Raw genomic sequence first — 18210 nt, 5'->3', positions numbered from 1 at the left:
CACACCGTTTCTCCGCTGAATTCAATTTTCGGGCTGTCTGCGCGCTTTCCAGAGCTCGATTGCAATAGGTGTGATCGACATCAGCACAATGGCCAGAATCGCCAGCTCGAAATTTTGTTTGATGACCGGAATGTTGCCAAAGAAAAAACCGGCAAACACGCAAATCAAGACCCAGGCCAAGCCACCGGCAACGTTGTACAGGAAGAAATAACCGTACGGCATCTGGCCGATGCCGGCGACGAACGGCGCAAATGTGCGAACAATCGGCACGAAACGCGCTAGCACAATGGTTTTGGCGCCGTAAGTTTCGTAAAAGGTTTGCGCCCGTTCCAGATGCTGCCGGTTAACCCAACTCAACGAGTAAGCGCGCTTACCGACGCTACGCCCGACCCAATAATTGACCGTGTCGCCCAACACAGCGGCAACGCTCATCACCGCCAGCAATGTCGGTAGATTAAGCGCATCCACCGCGACAAAGGCACCGGCGGCAAACAACAAGGAATCGCCGGGCAGAAACGGCATTACCACAAAACCCGTTTCGACGAAGATCACGGCGAACAAAATCGCATAGGTGACCACGCCGTATTCGCCGATCAATTCGGCCAGATGTTTATCGATGTGTAACAAAACGTCGAGCAGATAATGTAGCCAATCCATCTGTTATGCCTGGAATCCTAAAAAATGCGGTCGTGGGCCGGCAGGCCGTATTACCGGTAGAAATAAGCCGCGGCCGCGGCGCTGATCAAACCCAGCAACAGCGCTACCAGCCAACGCCAGATTTTAACGGGCTTGGATGGCGTAGCCTGATAGGCCACGCCTTCGATGCTGGCATCTACCGCTTTCAACTTGCCGTCGGCTTCCCGAGCTACGCGGTAGACAATCACATCGCCGCGCTGTGGCCGCCGCGCCATACCTTTCAGCGATGAAATATGGATAAAAATGTCTTTATCGCCGCCATCCGGCTGAATAAAGCCAAAACCTCTATCGTCTTTCCAGGTTTTTAAAATACCTTTGTGGACGGTGTTATCCGCCATATCGATTCACCTCTTAAATTGCGAACGGGACTAAGTATGGAACTCGGCTGCGGCTGCAGCAAGGATCAGGCTAACGTCGCCCGTATTTTGGACGAAATGCGCGACAATTCGGTTAAATCGGATCGATCCGGCCGAACGCGCGGAACTGGAATAGGGGCGAAAGACTAGCAAATTCGCAGCTTGCAAGTTGTAAGACGGCCCCGCTTCGGCAAAAAACCACGCGGAACCGGCCGATACGGAAACGGCGTTTACGCAAAAACGCATAAACGCCGTCCGCACTTAAATTTTCTTGTCGATCAAGACTTTATCGTCGATGACCAACTTCGATACGCCGCCCAGCGACAAATGCAGCGTGCAGGATGCGGTTTTAAAGTTGGAACCCGGCTCGCCCACCCACTCCATCGTCACGTAAGTGGCTTTGTCGGTATCGGTCTTGGACGGGAAATACACCTGGGTGCCGGTTTTGTTTTGAATCAATTTCGGGCATTTTTGGTTGGCCATTTCCTGCATGGCTACCAAGGATCGGATCTGCGACGCGGCTTCCTTCTCTTCGTTGCTTTGCTCCTTGCTGGCGCCCACCAGAATGAAACCGACCACGAACACACCCACCACAGCGATCATAGCTTTTTGTATTTCGCCCATTGTTGCTCTCCTCTGTTTGTAGTTATTTTCAAAGCAAATCCGAAACCTCAGGCCCCGGATTCTAAGCTAAATGGCCGGTAGCAGCAATGCGCCGGTTGCAAAGCGTTTAGGCTTGTGGATCGACCTGGGCAATCCAGTCGCCGAGATTGTAGTAATTGGTGATGCGGGCGACTTTACCGTCGCGGATTTCGAAGAATGCGCCGGCAGGCAGACGATAAGTCTGACCGTTGGCTTCCGGCAAGCCTTCGTCGGTATTCAGATATTCGCCCAAGACGACGAATTCGGCGGCGCCACGGCTACCGTCCTCGTTGGCCATCACCACCATGTCTACCAATTGTTCTTTATAGTGATGATTCATTTTTTTCATGAATTCGCCGAATGCGGCCTTACCTTGCTCGCGGCCGCCTTGATTGATGTCGTGCACCACGTCATCGGTCAACAAGCTCAGGAATGTGTCCATGTCGCCGTCGTTGAATGCTTGATAGTACTTTTTGATCAATTCGATTGCTTGTTGCATAGTGGTCTTTGCCTGGATTGAAAAAGGCGGCAATTTTGCCAGAAGCCCGGTTTTTTTTCAGCTTAAAATTCAACGCCCTGCTCGGCTTTGATTCCGGCCTGGTAGGCGTGTTTGATACGGGTCATTTCGGTAACGGTGTCGGCGACTTCGATCACTTCAGGCGCCGCATTGCGCCCGGTCAGCACCAAATGCAGCCAACCGGGTTTATGCTGACGAACGAAATCGGCGATTTCCTGGCCGCTGATCCAGCCGTAGCCGCAGCAGTAGTTGATTTCGTCCAACACGACCAGATCGAATTGTTCCGACTGGATCTTCTGTTTGGCAAACTCCCAGATCTCGCGACTGGTCTTGATATCCTGCTCCGGATTTTTGGTGTCCCAGGTAAAGCCGTCGCCCAGTGCATGCCACTCGATCTCGTCGAAGCGAGTCGCCGCCTTCTGTTCGCCGGTCTGCCACTGGCCCTTGATAAACTGGATCACGCAAACCTTCATGCCCCAACCCGCGGCACGAAACACCATGCCGAACGCGCTGGACGACTTGCCCTTGCCTTCACCGGTATGTACCAATACCAGACCGTGTCGTTTTTCTCTTACTTTCATTGGCTGCAGCCTTTACCATGCGGATCGGAAGGGCGCGCATTGTAGCAAGTTATGGCTGATACGACGGATTTCTGTCCGCCGAATATTGGCAACACCGGAAACACCCGGCGCTATTTGCGCAGCGAGTTATGCAGCTTAACCGCCAGAATCGCCGCGGCCAGCAAGAATGTCACGGCGTTGGCAATAATAATCGCCCAGTTCGCCAGAAACACGCCGTAAATCAGCCACAACAGCACACCCAATGTAAACAGGCTGTACATGCCCAATGACAGCGACGAGGTATCGCGGGTTTTGACGGTCATCACCGCCTGCGGCAAAAACGAAGCGGTGGTCAGCGCCGCGGCCAGATAGCCTATCCAATCGGAATTCATAGTCATTAGATCGCAAAACGCTGCCAGCCCAAGTAGGCCAGCACCGCCAATATCAATAAAGAAAAAGCCAAGCCCCAAAAATAACCGACGAACAACATGGCTTTAACCGGTTTTTCGACCGGTTTGTTACGGCTCAGCAGCCAGCCGCCCAACGCCGATACGGCAAGGATGGCCAGCAAAGCGCCGATGGCGGGATTCATCCGCTTCAGCGCGGCGGCGGCGCCAGCACTTCGCGGGAGCCGTTGGTTTCCGGCGAACTGACCACGCCGGCGTTTTCCATGTCTTCGATAATCCGCGCCGCGCGGTTGTAACCGATTTTAAAGCGGCGCTGGACGCTGGAAATCGAAGCCTTGCGCGACTCGGTGACGAAGGCCACCGCTTCGTCGTACAACGGGTCGGACTCGCTGTCTTCCCCGTCCAAGCCCGCCACTTCGCCGCTGTCGGTGCGTTCCTGGGTAATTTCGTCCAGGTAGTCGGTCGGTCCGGTTTTTTTCATGAACTCGACCACCCGATGTACTTCGTGGTCGTCGACGAAGGCGCCGTGAGCGCGCAACGGAATGCTGGTGCCGGATGGTAGGAACAGCATGTCGCCGTTGCCCAATAGAGCTTCGGCACCACCCTGGTCGATAATGGTCCGCGAATCGATGCGCGAAGAGACCTGAAACGAAATCCGGGTCGGCACGTTGGCCTTGATCAACCCGGTCAAGACGTCCACCGACGGCCGCTGGGTCGCCAACACCAAATGGATGCCGGCAGCGCGGGCTTTTTGCGCCAAACGCGCGATCAGTTCCTCGACCTTCTTGCCCACCACCATCATCATGTCGGCCAACTCGTCGATAATGATGACGATACTGGGCAACGTGGTCAGATAGGGATAATCATCCAATGGAATCGGGGTTTGCGGATTGAACAGCGGATCGCGGATCGGTTGGCCGGCCGCTTCGGCTTCCTTGATGGCATGGTTGTAACCGGCCAGATTGCGCACGCCGACTTTCGACATCAATTTGTAGCGCCGCTCCATTTCCGCCACCGCCCAACGCAAGGCGTTCTGGGCATCCTTCATATCGGTAACGACCGGCGTCAGCAAATGCGGGATGCCTTCGTACACCGACAACTCCAACATCTTCGGGTCGATCATGATCATCCGCACGTCTTCCGGCTTGGCTTTGTACAGCAAACTCAGAATCATGGTATTGATCGCTACCGACTTACCGGAACCGGTGGTACCGGCCACCAACGCATGCGGCATTTTCGCCAGGTCGGCCACCACCGGGGTGCCGGCGATGTCCTTGCCCATCGCGATGCTGAGCTTGGATTTGGCCCGCTCGAATTCGTCCGATACCAGCAAATCGCGTAGCGACACCATTTCCCGCTCCTGGTTCGGAATTTCCAGACCGATAACGGATTTGCCTTCGATGATTTCGACGATACGCACGCTGGTCACCGACAGGCCGCGCGCCAAGTCCTTGGCCAGACTGCTGATCCGGCTGACCTTGACGCCGGCGGCAAGCCGCAATTCGAAACGGGTGATAACCGGACCCGGCAACACCGCTTCCACTTCGGCGGCAATGCCGTAATCGTTCAAAACGTCCTCGACCTGACGCGAAATTTCCTCCAACTCGGTTTTCGAATAGCGTTTGACCTTGATCTCGCGCTTGTCCAGCAACGACAACGGCGGCAATGCGTTCAGGAACGCGCTGTCGTCCAAATTTTCCAAGGCCTTGCTGTCCTTACGCCGCAGCGGCCTGACCGTTTCGGCGGGCTTGGCGGACACGGATTCCACGACCTGAATTTGCGGTTTGGCGCGCGGCGCTTCGTCTGTTCTGGATTCGGCTTTGGTTTCCGGTTTGATCCGCACTTTTTTGGCTTCGGCCCGCACCGGTTTTTCGCTGCTGCGATAACGTTCGGCACCGGTCACAGCTTGGCGGCCGACAACCGAGCAAGCGCTCATTGCGCATTTGCCGATCAAACTCATCACCATCAGCCAGGACAAGCCGGTAAACATGGTTACACCGGTCATGAAAATCGCCAGCAACAGCAAGGTCGAGCCGGAATTGCCCAACAAATGCACCAGCGCGTCGCCGATTTCCCGGCCCAAAATGCCGCCCGGACTTTCCGGCAGATCGACTTTGGTGCGCAGAAAATGCAGGTGTAAAAACAAAATTGCCGAACCGGACACGACGGTAGCCAGAAAACCGATCGAGCGCGCCGCGACCAACCACTGGCTGGCCTGTTGTTGGTTCGGACCCTGATAGACCATGTAGCCGTACCAGAACACCATGACCGGAATCAGATAGGCCATCAAACCGAGAAAGCTCAACACGAAATCGGCCAGCCAGGCACCGAACACGCCGCAGGCGTTGCTGATCGATTGGTAGGACGTGCTATGGCTCCAACCCGGATCGTTGGAGTTGAAGGTCAGTAAGGCAATCAAAAAGAACAGTGCGAAGCAGGAACAGCCCAGCAATGCGATTTCGCGATATCCTCGCGCGTCTCTCTCTTCCACAACAGCAACCATGGGTATCGGCTCACGATAAAAGCGTAACGAAAACCTGATTATAGATGATAAAAATCGATTTCACATTAGCTGAAACGGCCGGCGGCCGGATAAACGGAGCCGCACAGACCAAGCTCGTCCGGGCAATGATCAAGCTTAGGCGAGGTGCGACCGGGAAACCCGCCCCCTTCGTGACCTAACGGCCATAACAATCGGGCCGGCTTTGCCACAACCGTTCGAATTCATCGACTTCCAACGGCTTGGCAAACCAGTAGCCTTGAGCTTGATCGCAGCCGTTTTCAATCAACACGTCGCGTTGATCCGCGGTCTCGACTCCTTCTGCGATCACCGTCAAACCCAGGCTGTGTGCCATCTGGATGATGGCCTGAACGATGGCCAGATCATTCGGATTATTAGGTAGGCCGCGTACAAACGATTGGTCGATCTTCAATTTATCGACTGAAAACCGGTTCAAATAGGCGAGATTCGAATAACCGGTGCCGAAGTCGTCAATCGACAATTCGATGCCCATACCCTTGAACAGGCGCAAGGTCTCCAGCGTATTGTGGGCCTCGCGCATCAAAATGCCCTCGGTCAACTCCAGTTCCAACTGGCTGGCCGGCAAGCCGGTTTGATCCAGAATTTCGCCAACCTCGCTGGTCAAGGTCGGACGGCGGAACTGGATGGCGGACAGGTTCACCGCGAACGTCAACTCCGGCAAACCGGCCTGGCGCCAGGCACCAGCCTGCTCACAAGCCCGCCGCAGAATCCATTCGCCGATCGCGTTGATTTGTCCGGTTTCCTCGGCCAACGGAATGAATTCGCCCGGAGGCACCTCGCCGAGCTCGGGATGCCGCCACCGGGCCAACACCTCGCAACCGACCAACCTGCCGTCCGCCAGGCGGTATTGCGGCTGATAAACCAAGCGCAGCTGGTCGCGTTCGACAGCATGGCGCAAAGCCGTTTCCAGCTCCAGACGCTGTTCGGAAGCGCGATTCAAATCCGCCGAGTAAAACTGGTAATTGTTGCGCCCCTCGGCTTTGGCCTTGTATAACGCGGCGTCGGCATTCTTGATCAAGGCGGTTTCGTCCTCGCCATCCTGGGGATAGACCGCAATGCCGATGCTGCACGTGACATGTACCTCCCGACCGTCGATCAGGCAAGGCTGGGCAATCGCGCGCATGATCTTGTCGGCAATGCGGTTGACGACCTCGCGGCTGTTTAGCTCGGCCAACACCAACACGAACTCGTCGCCGCCCTGCCGCCCGACGGTATCGGCCTGGCGCACGCTGGTTTTCAGACGCTGGGAGACGATCTTGATGACTTCATCGCCAACGTGGTGGCCGAGCGAATCGTTGATGCTCTTGAACCGGTCCACATCCAGAAATAACAAAGCCACATTGCGCTGGTCGCGGCACGCGTGCACCAGCGCATCACTCAATCGATAGCGCAGCAAAGTGCGATTCGGCGTATCGGTCAGGGGATCGTGGTGCGCCAGATGCTCGATATGGCGCCGCGCTTCCTCGTGTTCGCTGATATCGTTGAAAATCCCCACGTAAAACTGAATCGCGCCGGCATCATCCCGCACGGCGCTGATGAATAGCCACTCCGGATACAATTCGGCATTTTTCCGGCGGTTCCAGATTTCCCCCTGCCACTGGTCCTCGGTCAAGAGCGTCGACCACATGCGCCGATAAAACGCCAGATCTTGGCTGCCCGATTTCAAAAAACGCGGATTTTTGCCCAGCACCTCGTATTCGCTGTAGCCGGTGATCCGGGTAAACGCCGGATTGACCGAAATGATTTTGTTGTCGGCGTTGGTGATCATCACGCCTTCGGTCAGATTTTTCAGCACGTGCTGATCCAATAAATGCCGGGTGGCAAATTCGGCGTAGCCGCGCAAATTTCGCAGCAATAGCAGCAAAGCCGCCTCGCCCTGATAACTGACCGGCAACGCGGTGACGAATACCCTAGCCTCCCCTATCGCCAGTACCTCATGGAAATCGCAAGGCGACTGGGTCTCGCTGGCGACGAGACCCAGCAATTCCTGGCAATGGGCGGCGGGCAAAATATCCACCAACGCGGTTGGCAACACATGCCGATTTAGCAGTTTTTGCAGACTGGCATTGCTGGACAAAAACCGGCCGGTAGTATCGACCACCAATACGGCGTCGCTGCTGTGGTCCACCAACAAACCCAATAGTCGCCGGGCCTCGCTGAGTTCCTGACGAGTTTGCTCCAACCGGGCGTTGGCCCGATCCAATCGCTGATGAATGCTGCTGAGCTTTTGCCCCATGCGCTCGGCATGACCGATCAGAAACTCATGCTCGCCCAACTGCTGGCTAGCCGCGCCCCGCTCCTTCGTTTTGGCACAAATAGCGTCCAGCTCCGCCAACAGTTGCTCGGGCGGCACCGGTTTAATCAAAAATCGGTCCGCTCCCAGCCGCAACGCGAAACGAATATCGCCTGGCTGCGTGTACGATGCCGAATAGAATACAAACGGCGTCGCCGCCAATCCGGCTTCTCTCTTGACCCGATAGCACAAGTCAAAGCCGTCCAGCTTCGGCATCATGATGTCGGAAATAATCAAATCGACCGCTTGCTCCTGCAACAGTTGCCAAGCGGCCTCGCCGTCAGCGACGCTGAGGACTTGGTGGTGTTGGGCACCTAATAGGGCCTCAAGCAAATAACGCGAATCGTCGTTGTCTTCGACACAGAGGATTTTCATGGCAAAAACGGCTGCAGTTGCGACAGGAAGGTTTCCGGAATCAGGGGTTTTTCAATATAAGCGGCCATCCCGGCAGCCAAGGCCTCCTTGCGCGACGACGGCATCGCATAGGAACTAACGCCTATAACCGGTATATTCCGGGTTTCGGGATCGCTCTTCAACTTACGGGTGGCTTCGTAACCATCCATTTCCGGCATCTGGATATCCATCAAAATCAGGTCCGGTCTCTCGCTACGCGCCATTGCCAAAGCCTGCTCGCCGTTGGCCGCACTGACGGTGGCGATGTTAGCGCTACGCAGCAGAAATTCGATCAGATACAGGTTTTGCGGATTATCTTCGACAATCAAAATCTTTGCCTTCATGGCTGCTCTCCAGGATTTTCGGCGTTGCGCGGCAAGGTAAAGCAAAACCGCGACCCCTTCCCCCACTCGCTGGTCACGGAAATATCGCCGCCCAGCATTTCCACCAATTTTTTCGACAGGTACAAACCCAGGCCCGTACCTTCGTAAACTCGCCGCGCGGAACCGTCCACCTGACGAAAGGCTTGAAACAGCATGGCTTGATGCTCGGGCTTGATGCCGATACCCTGGTCGCTGACACAAATGCGCCAGGCGTGCGGCAAGGCCTCGCAGGTCAGATCGATGCTACCCCGCTCGGAAAACTTCACGGCATTGTTTACCAGGTTCAACAAGATCTGATAGGTTTTGCGCCGATCGCTGGCCACCGCCAGCGGCAAATCGCAGCAAGCGTTATTCAAAATCAACTGCTTTTTCGCGGCAAGCGGCGCTACCACCGCGCAAGCCTCGGCTACCACGTCGCGTAAGTCGAAACTGTCTTCGGCCAACTCCGCCCGGCCGCTCTCGATTCGCGACAAGTCCAACAAATCGCTAATCAAATGCAGCAAATGCTGGGCCGAATCGTTGACCATGTTCAATTGTTTTTTCTGCTCGTCGTTCAATTGGCCGGCAATCCCCATTCTCAGCAAGCCGGTGAAACCGATGATCGAATTCAGCGGCGTACGCAACTCATGGCTCATTGCCGACAAAAACTCGGTCTTCAGCCGGTTGGCTTCCGAAATCGCCTCGTTCGCTACGGCCAAGTTGGCATTGCGGCTCTCCAGTTCGCTGTTGGCCAGTTCCAATTGCTCCATGACATCCCGCCGTTGCCGCCACTCCCGGAGCAACGACCACACCAATGCGGCGCTGACCAAGCTCAATAACAAAACGATCGCGACATTCCAGACCAGAATCCAGCGGGCGCCGTGTTGCATCAGCGCCTCCCGTTCCGTCAGTAAGCGAGCCTCGGAGTCACGCAATCGGTTTAATGAATCTCTTATGTTCTGGTTCAGCAAGTGACTTTCGCCAATCAAACGCATCTTCTCCGCGGTGTCGGAATCGGCATAACGATCGACCATTTTTTCGTTAAGCCGCATCCGCCGTTCAACCAGCGGTTGCAGTTCGGCCAAAAGCGTCTGTTGCTCGGTATTGTCTCGAGTGAGCTCGACCAGCTTCGCATGTAATGCGGGTAATTTTTGATTGGCCTCGCGGTAGTGAGGCAAAAACTCCGGCTTGCCAACCAGCAAATACCCCCGAACCGCCGTTGCCGCCTCCAAGACTTCCGTAGCCAACTGGTGCCCCACGTCCTGCACTTGCGTGGTATGAACCACCCATTGGTGGGCCGCCAGTATTTTTTGCTGCTGGTCGAAAACTTGCCAAAGCAGTGCGCAAAAGACGATCGCGCCAGCCAGGCCAATTGAGCCAATCCTGGCTCGTGTCGCGGTTTTGGTCATATATTCGCCCATTAGCTGTCTCCCGAACCACATCCCACATAAACTCACAAACTCAGTCCGCACACCAGTGCCACCCAAAGATTAGCCACAAATTACCGCTTTTGTTAACCGTTAGCGACATTGACGATTTCTCCAAAACGAACAATGCCACACTTAACGGGTTCACTGCGCATAGCAGCCGCCACAAGCCAACGATTTATGCTCGCCTCCCGGACGTTGGCGGTTTAATCCCGGGGGGATTGCCCATATAATCGTTTTACCCTAACCCGCATGGAGATCGAGAAAATGGCTGCAGCCAAGCATTGCAAACTTTTAATCTTAGGTTCCGGCCCGGCCGGCTACACCGCAGCCGTTTACGCCGCGCGCGCCAACCTGAATCCGGTAATGATCACCGGCATGCAGCAAGGCGGACAATTGACCACCACTACCGAAGTCGACAACTGGCCGGGCGACGTCGACGGCGTGCAAGGTCCGGAATTGATGGATCGCATGCTGCGCCACGCCGAACGCTTCAATACCGAAGTGATCTTCGACCACATCCACACCGCCGATTTGTCGCAAAAGCCGTTCACGCTGACCGGCGACGCCGGCGTTTACACCTGCGACGCCTTGATCATCGCCACCGGCGCCTCGGCCAAGTATCTGGGCCTGGAATCCGAAGAAGCCTTTAAAGGCAAAGGCGTATCGGCTTGCGCGACATGCGACGGTTTTTTCTACCGCAACAAGCCGGTCGCAGTAATTGGTGGCGGCAATACCGCGGTCGAAGAAGCCTTGTATCTGGCTAACATTGCCTCCGAGGTGATTGTCGTCCATCGCCGCGATAAATTCCGTTCCGAGAAAATCCTGTCCGACAAGTTGATCGAAAAATCCAAATCCGGCAACGTCCGTATCGAATGGAACCATGAGTTGGACGAGGTATTGGGCGATGAGATGGGCGTCACCGGCCTGCGCATCAAAAGTTCTGTGGACGGCTCGACCAAGGAACTGGACGTGCACGGCGTATTTATCGCCATCGGCCACACGCCGAATACCGACATCTTCGCCGGCCAATTGGAGATGGACCACGGCTACATCGTCGTTAAAAGCGGCATCCACGGCAACGCCACCGCGACCAGCGTGCCTGGCGTATTCGCCGCCGGCGACGTGATGGACTCACATTACAAACAAGCCATAACCTCGGCTGGCGCCGGCTGCATGGCCGCATTGGATGCCGAAAAATATCTGGACGATTTGTTCGGTTAATTTCTCTATCGGCGTTGCGGCCCGCTGCCGCAACGTCGGCTTTAAGCGCCATCCCTAAATCCGGTTAGCAGCCGGCGAAATATAAATCCGGCGGATCGGCCTCTCCGATTTTCGCGCCTCAGCGGGCCGGTTCCGGTCCGGCTTGATTGACGGCAATGACGCCGGGAATATTGGCCGGAAAACCGCCGCCCTGCCCTTTACCCGGCACCGCCGCCACGACCACGATACCTTCGGCCAAGGCGGCTTCTATCAACTGCCGCAACAGAAAATCCTCCGGCCCGCTCAAACTCAGATTGACGATCCGACAGCCCAGCCGCATCGCCTGGTTCAAGGCTAAAGCCAACGTAAAACTGTTGCAACGTGCGGCCAGCGTATTCGGTTTCTCCGGCCGACAGGCCCGAAACGCCTACACGTCGGCCTCCGGCGCGATACCGGCAATACCGATAGCGTTGTCGGGTCGAGCCGCCAACACGCCGGCCACTGCCATGCCGTGCAGATCGGCCCAATTCTGGTCGGCGGGTTTCGGCGCCGTGTTTTCCGAATAACGGATTTGGCCTTGCAAATCGGGATGCCCGGTATCCACGCCGGTATCGATCAGGGCGATACGCACGCCCCGGCCGGTGGTGACTCGTTACAAATCGGCTATTCGCAGTGCATTGAAAGCGGTTTGCAAATTCAGGTAAGGGTCGTTATAAGCCGGCGCGGCACCCGCCGTAGTCGCCAACACCTGAAAACTCTGCATCGGTTGCACAGAAAACACTTGCTTGTCTTGCTGCTGTAAGATCTCGTAATTTCTGAAATCTGGACCGATAAGTCTCGGCCAAAAGCTGACTGCTACCTCCCACAAATTTACCTCGAAAAGCGTCAGCTTTGTGGGATTTAGCGGCCCCATAACTTTTAGAACCGATGATTACCATATCGAGGCTTTATTGATAGCACTATCAAACATCCAGCCGCCGCCGAAAGCCCGGTAAATCGACACCATCGCTACGCCGGCCGCCGTTTCGGCTTTGGTGCGTTCGTCGCTGACGGCCAGCTTGCTGCGCTGGGCATCCAGCACCGCCAGATAATCGCCTACACCGCGTTGATACAGGGCGTCAACCAGCCGGTAAGCTTTTTCCGCCGAGGTTTCTGCTGCTGTCAATTGGCCCAAGCTATCCGTCGCGGAACGGTGCGCGACGAAGGCGTTTTCCACGTCTTCCAGGGCCAGCAAAAAAGTCTTCTCGTAATTGGTCGCGACCTGATCCAGCCGCGCATCGGCGGCGGCGATATGGGCGCGGATGCGGCCGGCGTTGAAGATTGGTGCGGAAAGGCCGGTTCCCAAGGCATAGACGCTGTCGGCCAGACTTGGAAAACCGCCGACCGCCAGCGCGCCGAGGCCGCCGCTGGCCGACAGCACCAGTTTCGGATAGAGATCGGCCCGCGCCGAACCCAGGCTGGCCGCCGCCGCGCTGACTTCGGTTTGCGCCAGACGCAAGTCGGGACGTTGCGCCAGTAAATCGGCCGGTAATAGGTTGGGCATGGCCGGCGCTTGTTTCGGCAACGGGCCGGCAAAGGCCAGCCGCTGTTCCAGGTTTTCCGGCGGCTCGCCCAATAATACGCCCAAACGGTGGATAAGCTTTTGCCCGGCGTTGGCAAGTACCGGCAGCGCCGCTTCGGTGCCGTGCAACAGCGTTTGCTGGCGGGCAATATCCGCCTCGTTAGCCAGCCCGGCTTTATGAAAAACCTGCAAAGTCCTCAGCCGCTCGCGCTGCAAGGCTATATTGCTTTGCAGAATGCCGGTGCGTTGCTGCACGCCGCGCAGCTCCAGATAGTTGGTCGCCACTTGCGCTAACAGACCGACTTGCGCCGCATGCAAACCTTCCTTGCTGCCTTCGGCTTGCGCGGCGGCGGCCTCCGCTTCCAAATGCCGGCCGCCGAACAAGTCGGTTTCCCAGCGTGCAGCCAAGCCGCCGCTGACCGCATCGGCGGTCGGCGTAATCAATTTGATGCCTTGCCCGCTCGGCACGCCGACGATGCGGTCGATGCGTTTTTCCCGACCACCGGACAGTGAGAAATCGAGGCTGGGATACAACGCCGCTTCGGCGACGGTGACCATCGCGTTGGCTTCGCGGACGCGGGCGGTGGCGATCTTGAGGTCGTGGTTGGCGGCCAAGGCCTTGTCTATCAATTCATTCAGCAAGGGATCGCCGAAACCTTGCCACCAAGTCTTTAGATCAGCCGTTTCGGCAGTTTGAGCAGTGGGCGCGTGATGCCAGCTTGCCGGGCTATTCAGCGCCACTTGGTCGCCGACGCGGGTGGGCGTGCAGGCGATTTGACTAGCCAAGGACAGGATGGTTAGCGGTATTAAAACTCTTTTATTCATTGTAAAACTCCGTGGTCGCTTCGCGCGGTACCCGCGAGGATTATCGTAAGTGGGAGTTGTCGCCTCTCTTCGGAGACAGTCGCAATGTAGGTTGGGCAACGCGAAGCCCAACAAAATCAAAACGTTTGGCTTCATTGCATTCAGCCCTGTAGGTCGGGTTAGCGATAGCGTAACCCGACACTTCGAAGCCTGGTGTGTCGGGTTACGGCTAGCGCCTACCCCGACCTACGGTACTTTGGCGTCTCCACGCCCCACCCCAAACCAAGCCGCATACAGCGCCGGCAGGAAGAACACCGTCAACGCGGTCGCCACCGTCAGCCCACCCATGATCGCGATGGCCTGCGGGCCGAAGAAGTCGTTGCGCGACAGCGGAATCATCGCCAGGATGGCGGCCGCCGCAGTCAGCATGATCGGCCTAAAGCGCCGCACTGTCGATTCGACGATGGCCGACCAGGTGTCGAGTCCCGACTGTTCGTCCTGATCGATCTGGTCGACCAGAATCACCGAGTTGCGCATGATCATGCCGGCCAGCGCCAGAATGCCCAGCAAGGCCACGAAACCGAACGGCGCCCGGAACAACAGCAAGGCGAAGGCCGCGCCGATCACGCCCAGCGGCGCGGTGCTGAACACCATGAAAGTCCTGGACAGATTCTGCAGCTGCATCATCAACAAGATCAGCGTGGCGATCAGCACCAGCGGAATCCAGATCAGAATCGACTTCTGCGCGGTCACCGCGTCTTCCTTGGAACCGCCGGTTTCGACGAAATAACCGGCCGGCAAGCTGTCCTGTATGGATTTAAGTTTCGGGACGATTTCCGCCGCCACGTCCGGAGCCATCTTACCGTCGGCCACGTCGGCGCGCACCGAGATAGTCGGGAAGCGGTTGCGGCGCCAACGCACGCCGTCTTCGAACACGGTCTCGAATTTGACGAACTGCGACAGCGATACCGACTTGCCATTGGCCGTGCGTACCGCGACGTCAGGCAATTCGTCGGCGGCGCTACGCAATTCGGGGCTGGCCCGCCAGACGATGTCTATCAACTTATCCTGTTCGCGCAATTGCCCGACCGGAATGCCGGCGTAATGCGCCTGCAAGGCTTGCGACAAGCTGGCCGTCGAAACGCCGACCGCGCGGGCCTTGTCCTGGTCCAGCATCAGGCGGAACGAGGGCATGCGGTCATGCCAGTCGTCGTTGACATCCACGGTGCCGGGATGGTTGCGCACGACGTCGGCCACCCGCTCGGCGATGCCGCGCACGATGTTGGGGTTTTCGCCGAGCACCCTGAACGTCAACGGATAATCCATCGGCGGCCCGACATTCAGGCGCTTCACCCGGCCGCGAACATTCGGAAAATCCGTCGCCAGAATCTGCCGGACCCGCTGCATCACCCGTTCGCGCGCGACATTATCCTTGGTCATCACCACCAATTCGGCCAGATTGGTATTCGCCAGTTGCTGCACGATCAACATAAAAAACCTCGGCGTGCCGCTGCCGATATAGCTGGCGACATGCTCCACGTCCTCGTCCTTGGCTAATAGCGCTTCCATGCGTTTGGCGGCGGCTTCGGTTTGCTCAAAGGCACTGCCTTCCGGCAACCACAGGTCGACGATGACTTCAGGCCGGTTGGACAGCGGAAAGAACTGTTCGGGGACATGGGTTAAAGCCACCACACCCAGGCCGAACAAAGCCAGGGTGGCGACAATGACTTTCTTACGGTGCGCTACACAGGCATCCACCCAGCGGCGCAAGCGGTTGTAGAACGGCGTATCGAACAGGTCGTGGGCCGTTTGCTCACCGTTGGCATGCACCTTGAGGATCAAAAATCCCAAATACGGGGTGAATACCACCGCGCCTATCCAAGACAGTATCAGGGAAATGCCGACCACCTGGAAAATCGCCACCGTATATTCACCGGCCGAGGATTGCGCCAGACCCACCGGCAGGAAACCGGCGATGGTGATCAAGGTGCCGGTCAGCATCGGAAAGGCGGTGGCAGTATACGCATAGGTCGCGGCACGCATCCGGTCCCAGCCTTCTTCCAGCTTGCGGGCCATCATCTCGACAGCAATCATCGCGTCGTCCACCAGCAGGCCCAGCGCCAGAATCAAAGCACCCAATGAAATCCGCTGTAGATCGATGCCGCACAGCAGCATGACCAATAAGGTGGCGGCCAGCACCAGCGGCACAGTCAGCGCCACCACGGAACCGGTACGCCAGCCCAGGCTCAAGAAACTCACCACCAACACGGTCGCCAGCGCCTCAAAGAAAGTTCGGCCGAATTCCGCCATCTGCTTTTTCACCACATGGCCTTGATTAGCCACCGGCTGCACGTCCATGCCTAACGGTAGCTCGCTGGTTAAACGGTTCAGCGTCTCGTCCAAGGCTTGCTCCAGATCGATAACGTTGCCTTTCTTGTTCATCGTCACGCCGAGACCAAGCGCCGGTTTGCCGTTGAAGCGCATTTTGAATTCCGCCGGATCGACATAGCCTCGCGCCACATTGGCAAAGTCGCCGACCTTGAAGGTTCGATTAGCGATACGCACCGCCATATTGGCAACGCTATGTTCCGAATCGAACGAGCCGGTCAGGCGTATCGGCAGATTGCGCTGAGGTGAAAACACCGTGCCGGCCGGCGCCATGCCGTTCTGCGCCTGCAAGGCCTGGGCGACCGCTGCCGTATCCAAGCCCAATTCGGCCAGCTTCTTGTCGGAAAACTCGACGAAAATCTTTTCGTCCTGTACGCCGATCAAATCGACCTTCTCGACATCCTTGACCCGCAACAGCTGTTGGCGGACCGAATCGGCCGCCAATTTCAGGTCGGCATAATTAAAGCCCTCGCCGGAAAACGCGTAGATCAGGCTATAGGTGTCGCCGAATTCGTCGTTGAAAAACGGCCCGATACTGCCGGACGGCAGTGTCATACGGATGTCGTCGACCTTCTTGCGCACTTGGTACCAAAGCTCCGGGATTTCCTTAGGCGGCGTATCCTCGCGCGGCGTGACGAAAATCACCGATTCGCCGGGTTTGGAATAACTGCGCAGGTAATCCAGATTCGGCAGTTCCTGGATTTTCTTCTCCAGCCTGTCGGTCAACTGTTGCTCGACTTCCAGCGCGGTGGCGCCGGGATAGAGGGTCTTGACCACCATAATCCGGAAGGTGAACGGCGGGTCTTCCTGCTGGCCCAAATTGTAATAGGCGAACATCCCGCCGAGCACTGTCAGTGCGAGCATAAAGCCGATGAAGGAGCGGTGTTTAAGCACCCATTCGCTTAGGTTGAAGGCTTTCATAATTGTCCCTCTTTAGCCGATGCATTTTCTGTCGGCAAGCGGACAGACTGGCCCTCGGCCAGACGCCGGACGCCGGTGCTGACCAGCAATTGACCAGGGGCTACCCCCTCGACGGCAATGTGTTCGCCGGCCAGCGTTTCGCCCAGCTTAACCGGCATGGATTTGACCGTGGCCGCCTGTTCGTCGACCAGCCAGACTAAAGGATAGTCAGGCTGATTTTGCGGGGTATAGATTGCCGAAAGCGGAACGGTGATGCGGGAGGCGGTGTTTGCGGCGAGTTGAACCGTCGCCGTCATGCCCAATTGCGCGGCATCCAGGCCTTCCAGCAAGGTGGCCTTGACGCGGTAGGTGCGGCTGGCCGGATCGGCGGCCGAGGCGATCTCGCGGATTCTGGCCTTGAACCGCCGGTTATCGTCGGACCACAAAGATACGCTGACGTCTTGTTGGCACCGGGTTTCTTGCAGGTGATGCTCGGGAACGTCGAAATGGATTTCCTTTTCGTCGAGCTGGGCCAGCGTCACCACGGCCTGACCGGCCGCCAGCACTTGCCCGGCCTCGACAGCCAGCGCCGTGACCACGCCGTCGCGGTCGGCATGCAGCTCGGTATAGGTCAGCTGGTTAAGCGCTTGGTCCAATTGCGCTTCCAGTGCCGCCGTCCGCTCCCGCGCCGTGGTATAAGCGGTTTCGTGCCGCTCGAACTCCGGTGGGCTGATGACTTGTTGGGCCAGCAGCTCGCGGTATCTCGCCAGATCGTCGCGCAAGAAATTGCTGTCGGCCCGGGCGGAAGCCAGTTGGGCTTTGATGGCCTGCACGGCGAGGCGGTAATCGGTGTTGTCCAGTATTGCCGGCAGTTGGCCTTTATGCACCTGATCGCCAACGTCAATTTTGCGCTCCAGCAGTTTACCGGCTACCCGGAAGGATAGAGGCGTCTCGATTCTTGCCCTGACCTCTCCGGCAAAGCTTCTAGCGTCGGCTGCGGCGTTCTGTTCGACTCGAAACACTTTTACCGGGCGGGAAATCGCTGGCGTTGGTTTGTCCTGGTCGTTGCAACCGGCGATTATCGTCATCGGCAACAAAGCGATCAACGGCCAGCGTATGCTGGTGGCTCGTAGTGATGGGAGTTTTGGTTTCGGCATGT

At 57.1% G+C, this 18210-nt stretch carries 17 protein-coding genes; 1 reads left to right on the top strand and 16 read right to left on the bottom strand.

Features of this window, described 5'->3' with window-relative positions; genetic code table 11:
- Positions 1-21: 21 nt before the first annotated feature.
- The 11 genes from NP603_RS11930 to NP603_RS11880 all read right to left on the bottom strand — a co-directional run bounded on the left by NP603_RS11930 (position 22) and on the right by NP603_RS11880 (position 10189).
- Positions 22-657, bottom strand: a complete 636-nt coding sequence (locus NP603_RS11930; RefSeq protein WP_256611106.1) for a DedA family protein — start codon at positions 655-657, stop codon at positions 22-24.
- Positions 658-707: 50 nt separating this feature from the next.
- Positions 708-1034, bottom strand: coding sequence for a cold shock domain-containing protein (locus tag NP603_RS11925; RefSeq protein ID WP_256611105.1), 327 nt, complete (start codon positions 1032-1034; stop codon positions 708-710).
- Positions 1035-1313: 279 nt separating this feature from the next.
- On the bottom strand, positions 1314-1676 hold the full coding sequence (locus NP603_RS11920; protein WP_256611104.1) for a hypothetical protein: 363 nt from the start codon (positions 1674-1676) through the stop codon (positions 1314-1316).
- A 106-nt stretch (positions 1677-1782) separates the two neighbouring features.
- Entirely contained in the window at positions 1783-2193 is a 411-nt protein-coding gene (locus tag NP603_RS11915) for a ketosteroid isomerase-related protein (protein ID WP_256611103.1), read from the bottom strand.
- 62 nt (positions 2194-2255) lie between these two features.
- Positions 2256-2792: a cob(I)yrinic acid a,c-diamide adenosyltransferase gene (gene cobO, locus NP603_RS11910; protein ID WP_256611102.1), complete on the bottom strand. Its 537-nt coding sequence runs from the start codon at positions 2790-2792 to the stop codon at positions 2256-2258.
- A gap of 110 nt (positions 2793-2902) precedes the next feature.
- On the bottom strand, positions 2903-3169 hold the full coding sequence (locus NP603_RS11905) for a SemiSWEET transporter (RefSeq protein ID WP_256611101.1): 267 nt from the start codon (positions 3167-3169) through the stop codon (positions 2903-2905).
- Positions 3169-3363, bottom strand: a complete 195-nt coding sequence (locus NP603_RS11900; RefSeq protein ID WP_256611100.1) for a hypothetical protein — start codon at positions 3361-3363, stop codon at positions 3169-3171. Before NP603_RS11900 ends, NP603_RS11905 begins: the two co-directional genes overlap by 1 nt.
- Positions 3364-3368: 5 nt before the next feature.
- Positions 3369-5681, bottom strand: a complete 2313-nt coding sequence (locus NP603_RS11895; protein ID WP_256611099.1) for a DNA translocase FtsK — start codon at positions 5679-5681, stop codon at positions 3369-3371.
- A 175-nt stretch (positions 5682-5856) separates the two neighbouring features.
- Positions 5857-8388 (bottom strand): two-component system response regulator, encoded by a 2532-nt coding sequence (locus NP603_RS11890; RefSeq protein WP_256611098.1) that lies wholly within the window; start codon positions 8386-8388, stop codon positions 5857-5859.
- The gene (locus tag NP603_RS11885) at positions 8385-8750 is read right to left on the bottom strand and encodes a response regulator (RefSeq protein ID WP_256611097.1); all 366 of its coding nucleotides are present in this window, start codon (positions 8748-8750) and stop codon (positions 8385-8387) included. Before NP603_RS11885 ends, NP603_RS11890 begins: the two co-directional genes overlap by 4 nt.
- Positions 8747-10189 (bottom strand): sensor histidine kinase, encoded by a 1443-nt coding sequence (locus tag NP603_RS11880; RefSeq protein WP_256611096.1) that lies wholly within the window; start codon positions 10187-10189, stop codon positions 8747-8749. Before NP603_RS11880 ends, NP603_RS11885 begins: the two co-directional genes overlap by 4 nt.
- A gap of 273 nt (positions 10190-10462) precedes the next feature.
- Here NP603_RS11880 and trxB point away from each other — a divergent pair, with 273 nt between their 5' ends.
- Complete coding sequence (gene trxB, locus NP603_RS11875; protein ID WP_256611095.1) at positions 10463-11419, top strand: thioredoxin-disulfide reductase; 957 nt, start codon at positions 10463-10465, stop codon at positions 11417-11419.
- A gap of 118 nt (positions 11420-11537) precedes the next feature.
- Here the strand turns inward: trxB and NP603_RS11870 are convergent, their stop codons facing one another.
- The 5 genes from NP603_RS11870 to NP603_RS11850 all read right to left on the bottom strand — a co-directional run bounded on the left by NP603_RS11870 (position 11538) and on the right by NP603_RS11850 (position 18208).
- Positions 11538-11762, bottom strand: a complete 225-nt coding sequence (locus NP603_RS11870; protein WP_256611094.1) for a S8/S53 family peptidase — start codon at positions 11760-11762, stop codon at positions 11538-11540.
- A gap of 63 nt (positions 11763-11825) precedes the next feature.
- Positions 11826-12029, bottom strand: a complete 204-nt coding sequence (locus tag NP603_RS11865) for a S8 family serine peptidase (RefSeq protein ID WP_256611093.1) — start codon at positions 12027-12029, stop codon at positions 11826-11828.
- 300 nt (positions 12030-12329) lie between these two features.
- Entirely contained in the window at positions 12330-13784 is a 1455-nt protein-coding gene (locus tag NP603_RS11860) for an efflux transporter outer membrane subunit (RefSeq protein ID WP_256611092.1), read from the bottom strand.
- 225 nt (positions 13785-14009) lie between these two features.
- Positions 14010-17072, bottom strand: a complete 3063-nt coding sequence (locus tag NP603_RS11855) for an efflux RND transporter permease subunit (protein ID WP_256611091.1) — start codon at positions 17070-17072, stop codon at positions 14010-14012.
- Positions 17069-18208: an efflux RND transporter periplasmic adaptor subunit gene (locus NP603_RS11850; RefSeq protein WP_256611090.1), complete on the bottom strand. Its 1140-nt coding sequence runs from the start codon at positions 18206-18208 to the stop codon at positions 17069-17071. Before NP603_RS11850 ends, NP603_RS11855 begins: the two co-directional genes overlap by 4 nt.
- Between the last annotated feature and the right edge of the window lie 2 nt (positions 18209-18210).

This window comes from Methylomonas aurea (genome assembly GCF_024505045.1).
In the GTDB taxonomy this organism is placed as follows: Bacteria; Pseudomonadota; Gammaproteobacteria; order Methylococcales; family Methylomonadaceae; genus Methylomonas; species Methylomonas aurea.
This window is presented reverse-complemented; position numbering and strand designations above follow the sequence as displayed.

Bases quoted from the DNA above. Each gene is read 5' to 3' on its own strand.
- NP603_RS11930 (WP_256611106.1), bottom strand. From the start codon at position 657: ATGGATTGGCTACATTATCTGCTCGACGTTTTGTTACACATCGATAAA.
- NP603_RS11925 (WP_256611105.1), bottom strand. From the start codon at position 1,034: ATGGCGGATAACACCGTCCACAAAGGTATTTTAAAAACCTGGAAAGAC.
- NP603_RS11920 (WP_256611104.1), bottom strand. From the start codon at position 1,676: ATGGGCGAAATACAAAAAGCTATGATCGCTGTGGTGGGTGTGTTCGTG.
- NP603_RS11915 (WP_256611103.1), bottom strand. From the start codon at position 2,193: ATGCAACAAGCAATCGAATTGATCAAAAAGTACTATCAAGCATTCAAC.
- cobO (WP_256611102.1), bottom strand. From the start codon at position 2,792: ATGAAAGTAAGAGAAAAACGACACGGTCTGGTATTGGTACATACCGGT.
- NP603_RS11905 (WP_256611101.1), bottom strand. From the start codon at position 3,169: ATGACTATGAATTCCGATTGGATAGGCTATCTGGCCGCGGCGCTGACC.
- NP603_RS11900 (WP_256611100.1), bottom strand. From the start codon at position 3,363: ATGAATCCCGCCATCGGCGCTTTGCTGGCCATCCTTGCCGTATCGGCG.
- NP603_RS11895 (WP_256611099.1), bottom strand. From the start codon at position 5,681: ATGGTTGCTGTTGTGGAAGAGAGAGACGCGCGAGGATATCGCGAAATC.
- NP603_RS11890 (WP_256611098.1), bottom strand. From the start codon at position 8,388: ATGAAAATCCTCTGTGTCGAAGACAACGACGATTCGCGTTATTTGCTT.
- NP603_RS11885 (WP_256611097.1), bottom strand. From the start codon at position 8,750: ATGAAGGCAAAGATTTTGATTGTCGAAGATAATCCGCAAAACCTGTAT.
- NP603_RS11880 (WP_256611096.1), bottom strand. From the start codon at position 10,189: ATGGGCGAATATATGACCAAAACCGCGACACGAGCCAGGATTGGCTCA.
- trxB (WP_256611095.1), top strand. From the start codon at position 10,463: ATGGCTGCAGCCAAGCATTGCAAACTTTTAATCTTAGGTTCCGGCCCG.
- NP603_RS11860 (WP_256611092.1), bottom strand. From the start codon at position 13,784: ATGAATAAAAGAGTTTTAATACCGCTAACCATCCTGTCCTTGGCTAGT.
- NP603_RS11855 (WP_256611091.1), bottom strand. From the start codon at position 17,072: ATGAAAGCCTTCAACCTAAGCGAATGGGTGCTTAAACACCGCTCCTTC.
- NP603_RS11850 (WP_256611090.1), bottom strand. From the start codon at position 18,208: ATGCCGAAACCAAAACTCCCATCACTACGAGCCACCAGCATACGCTGG.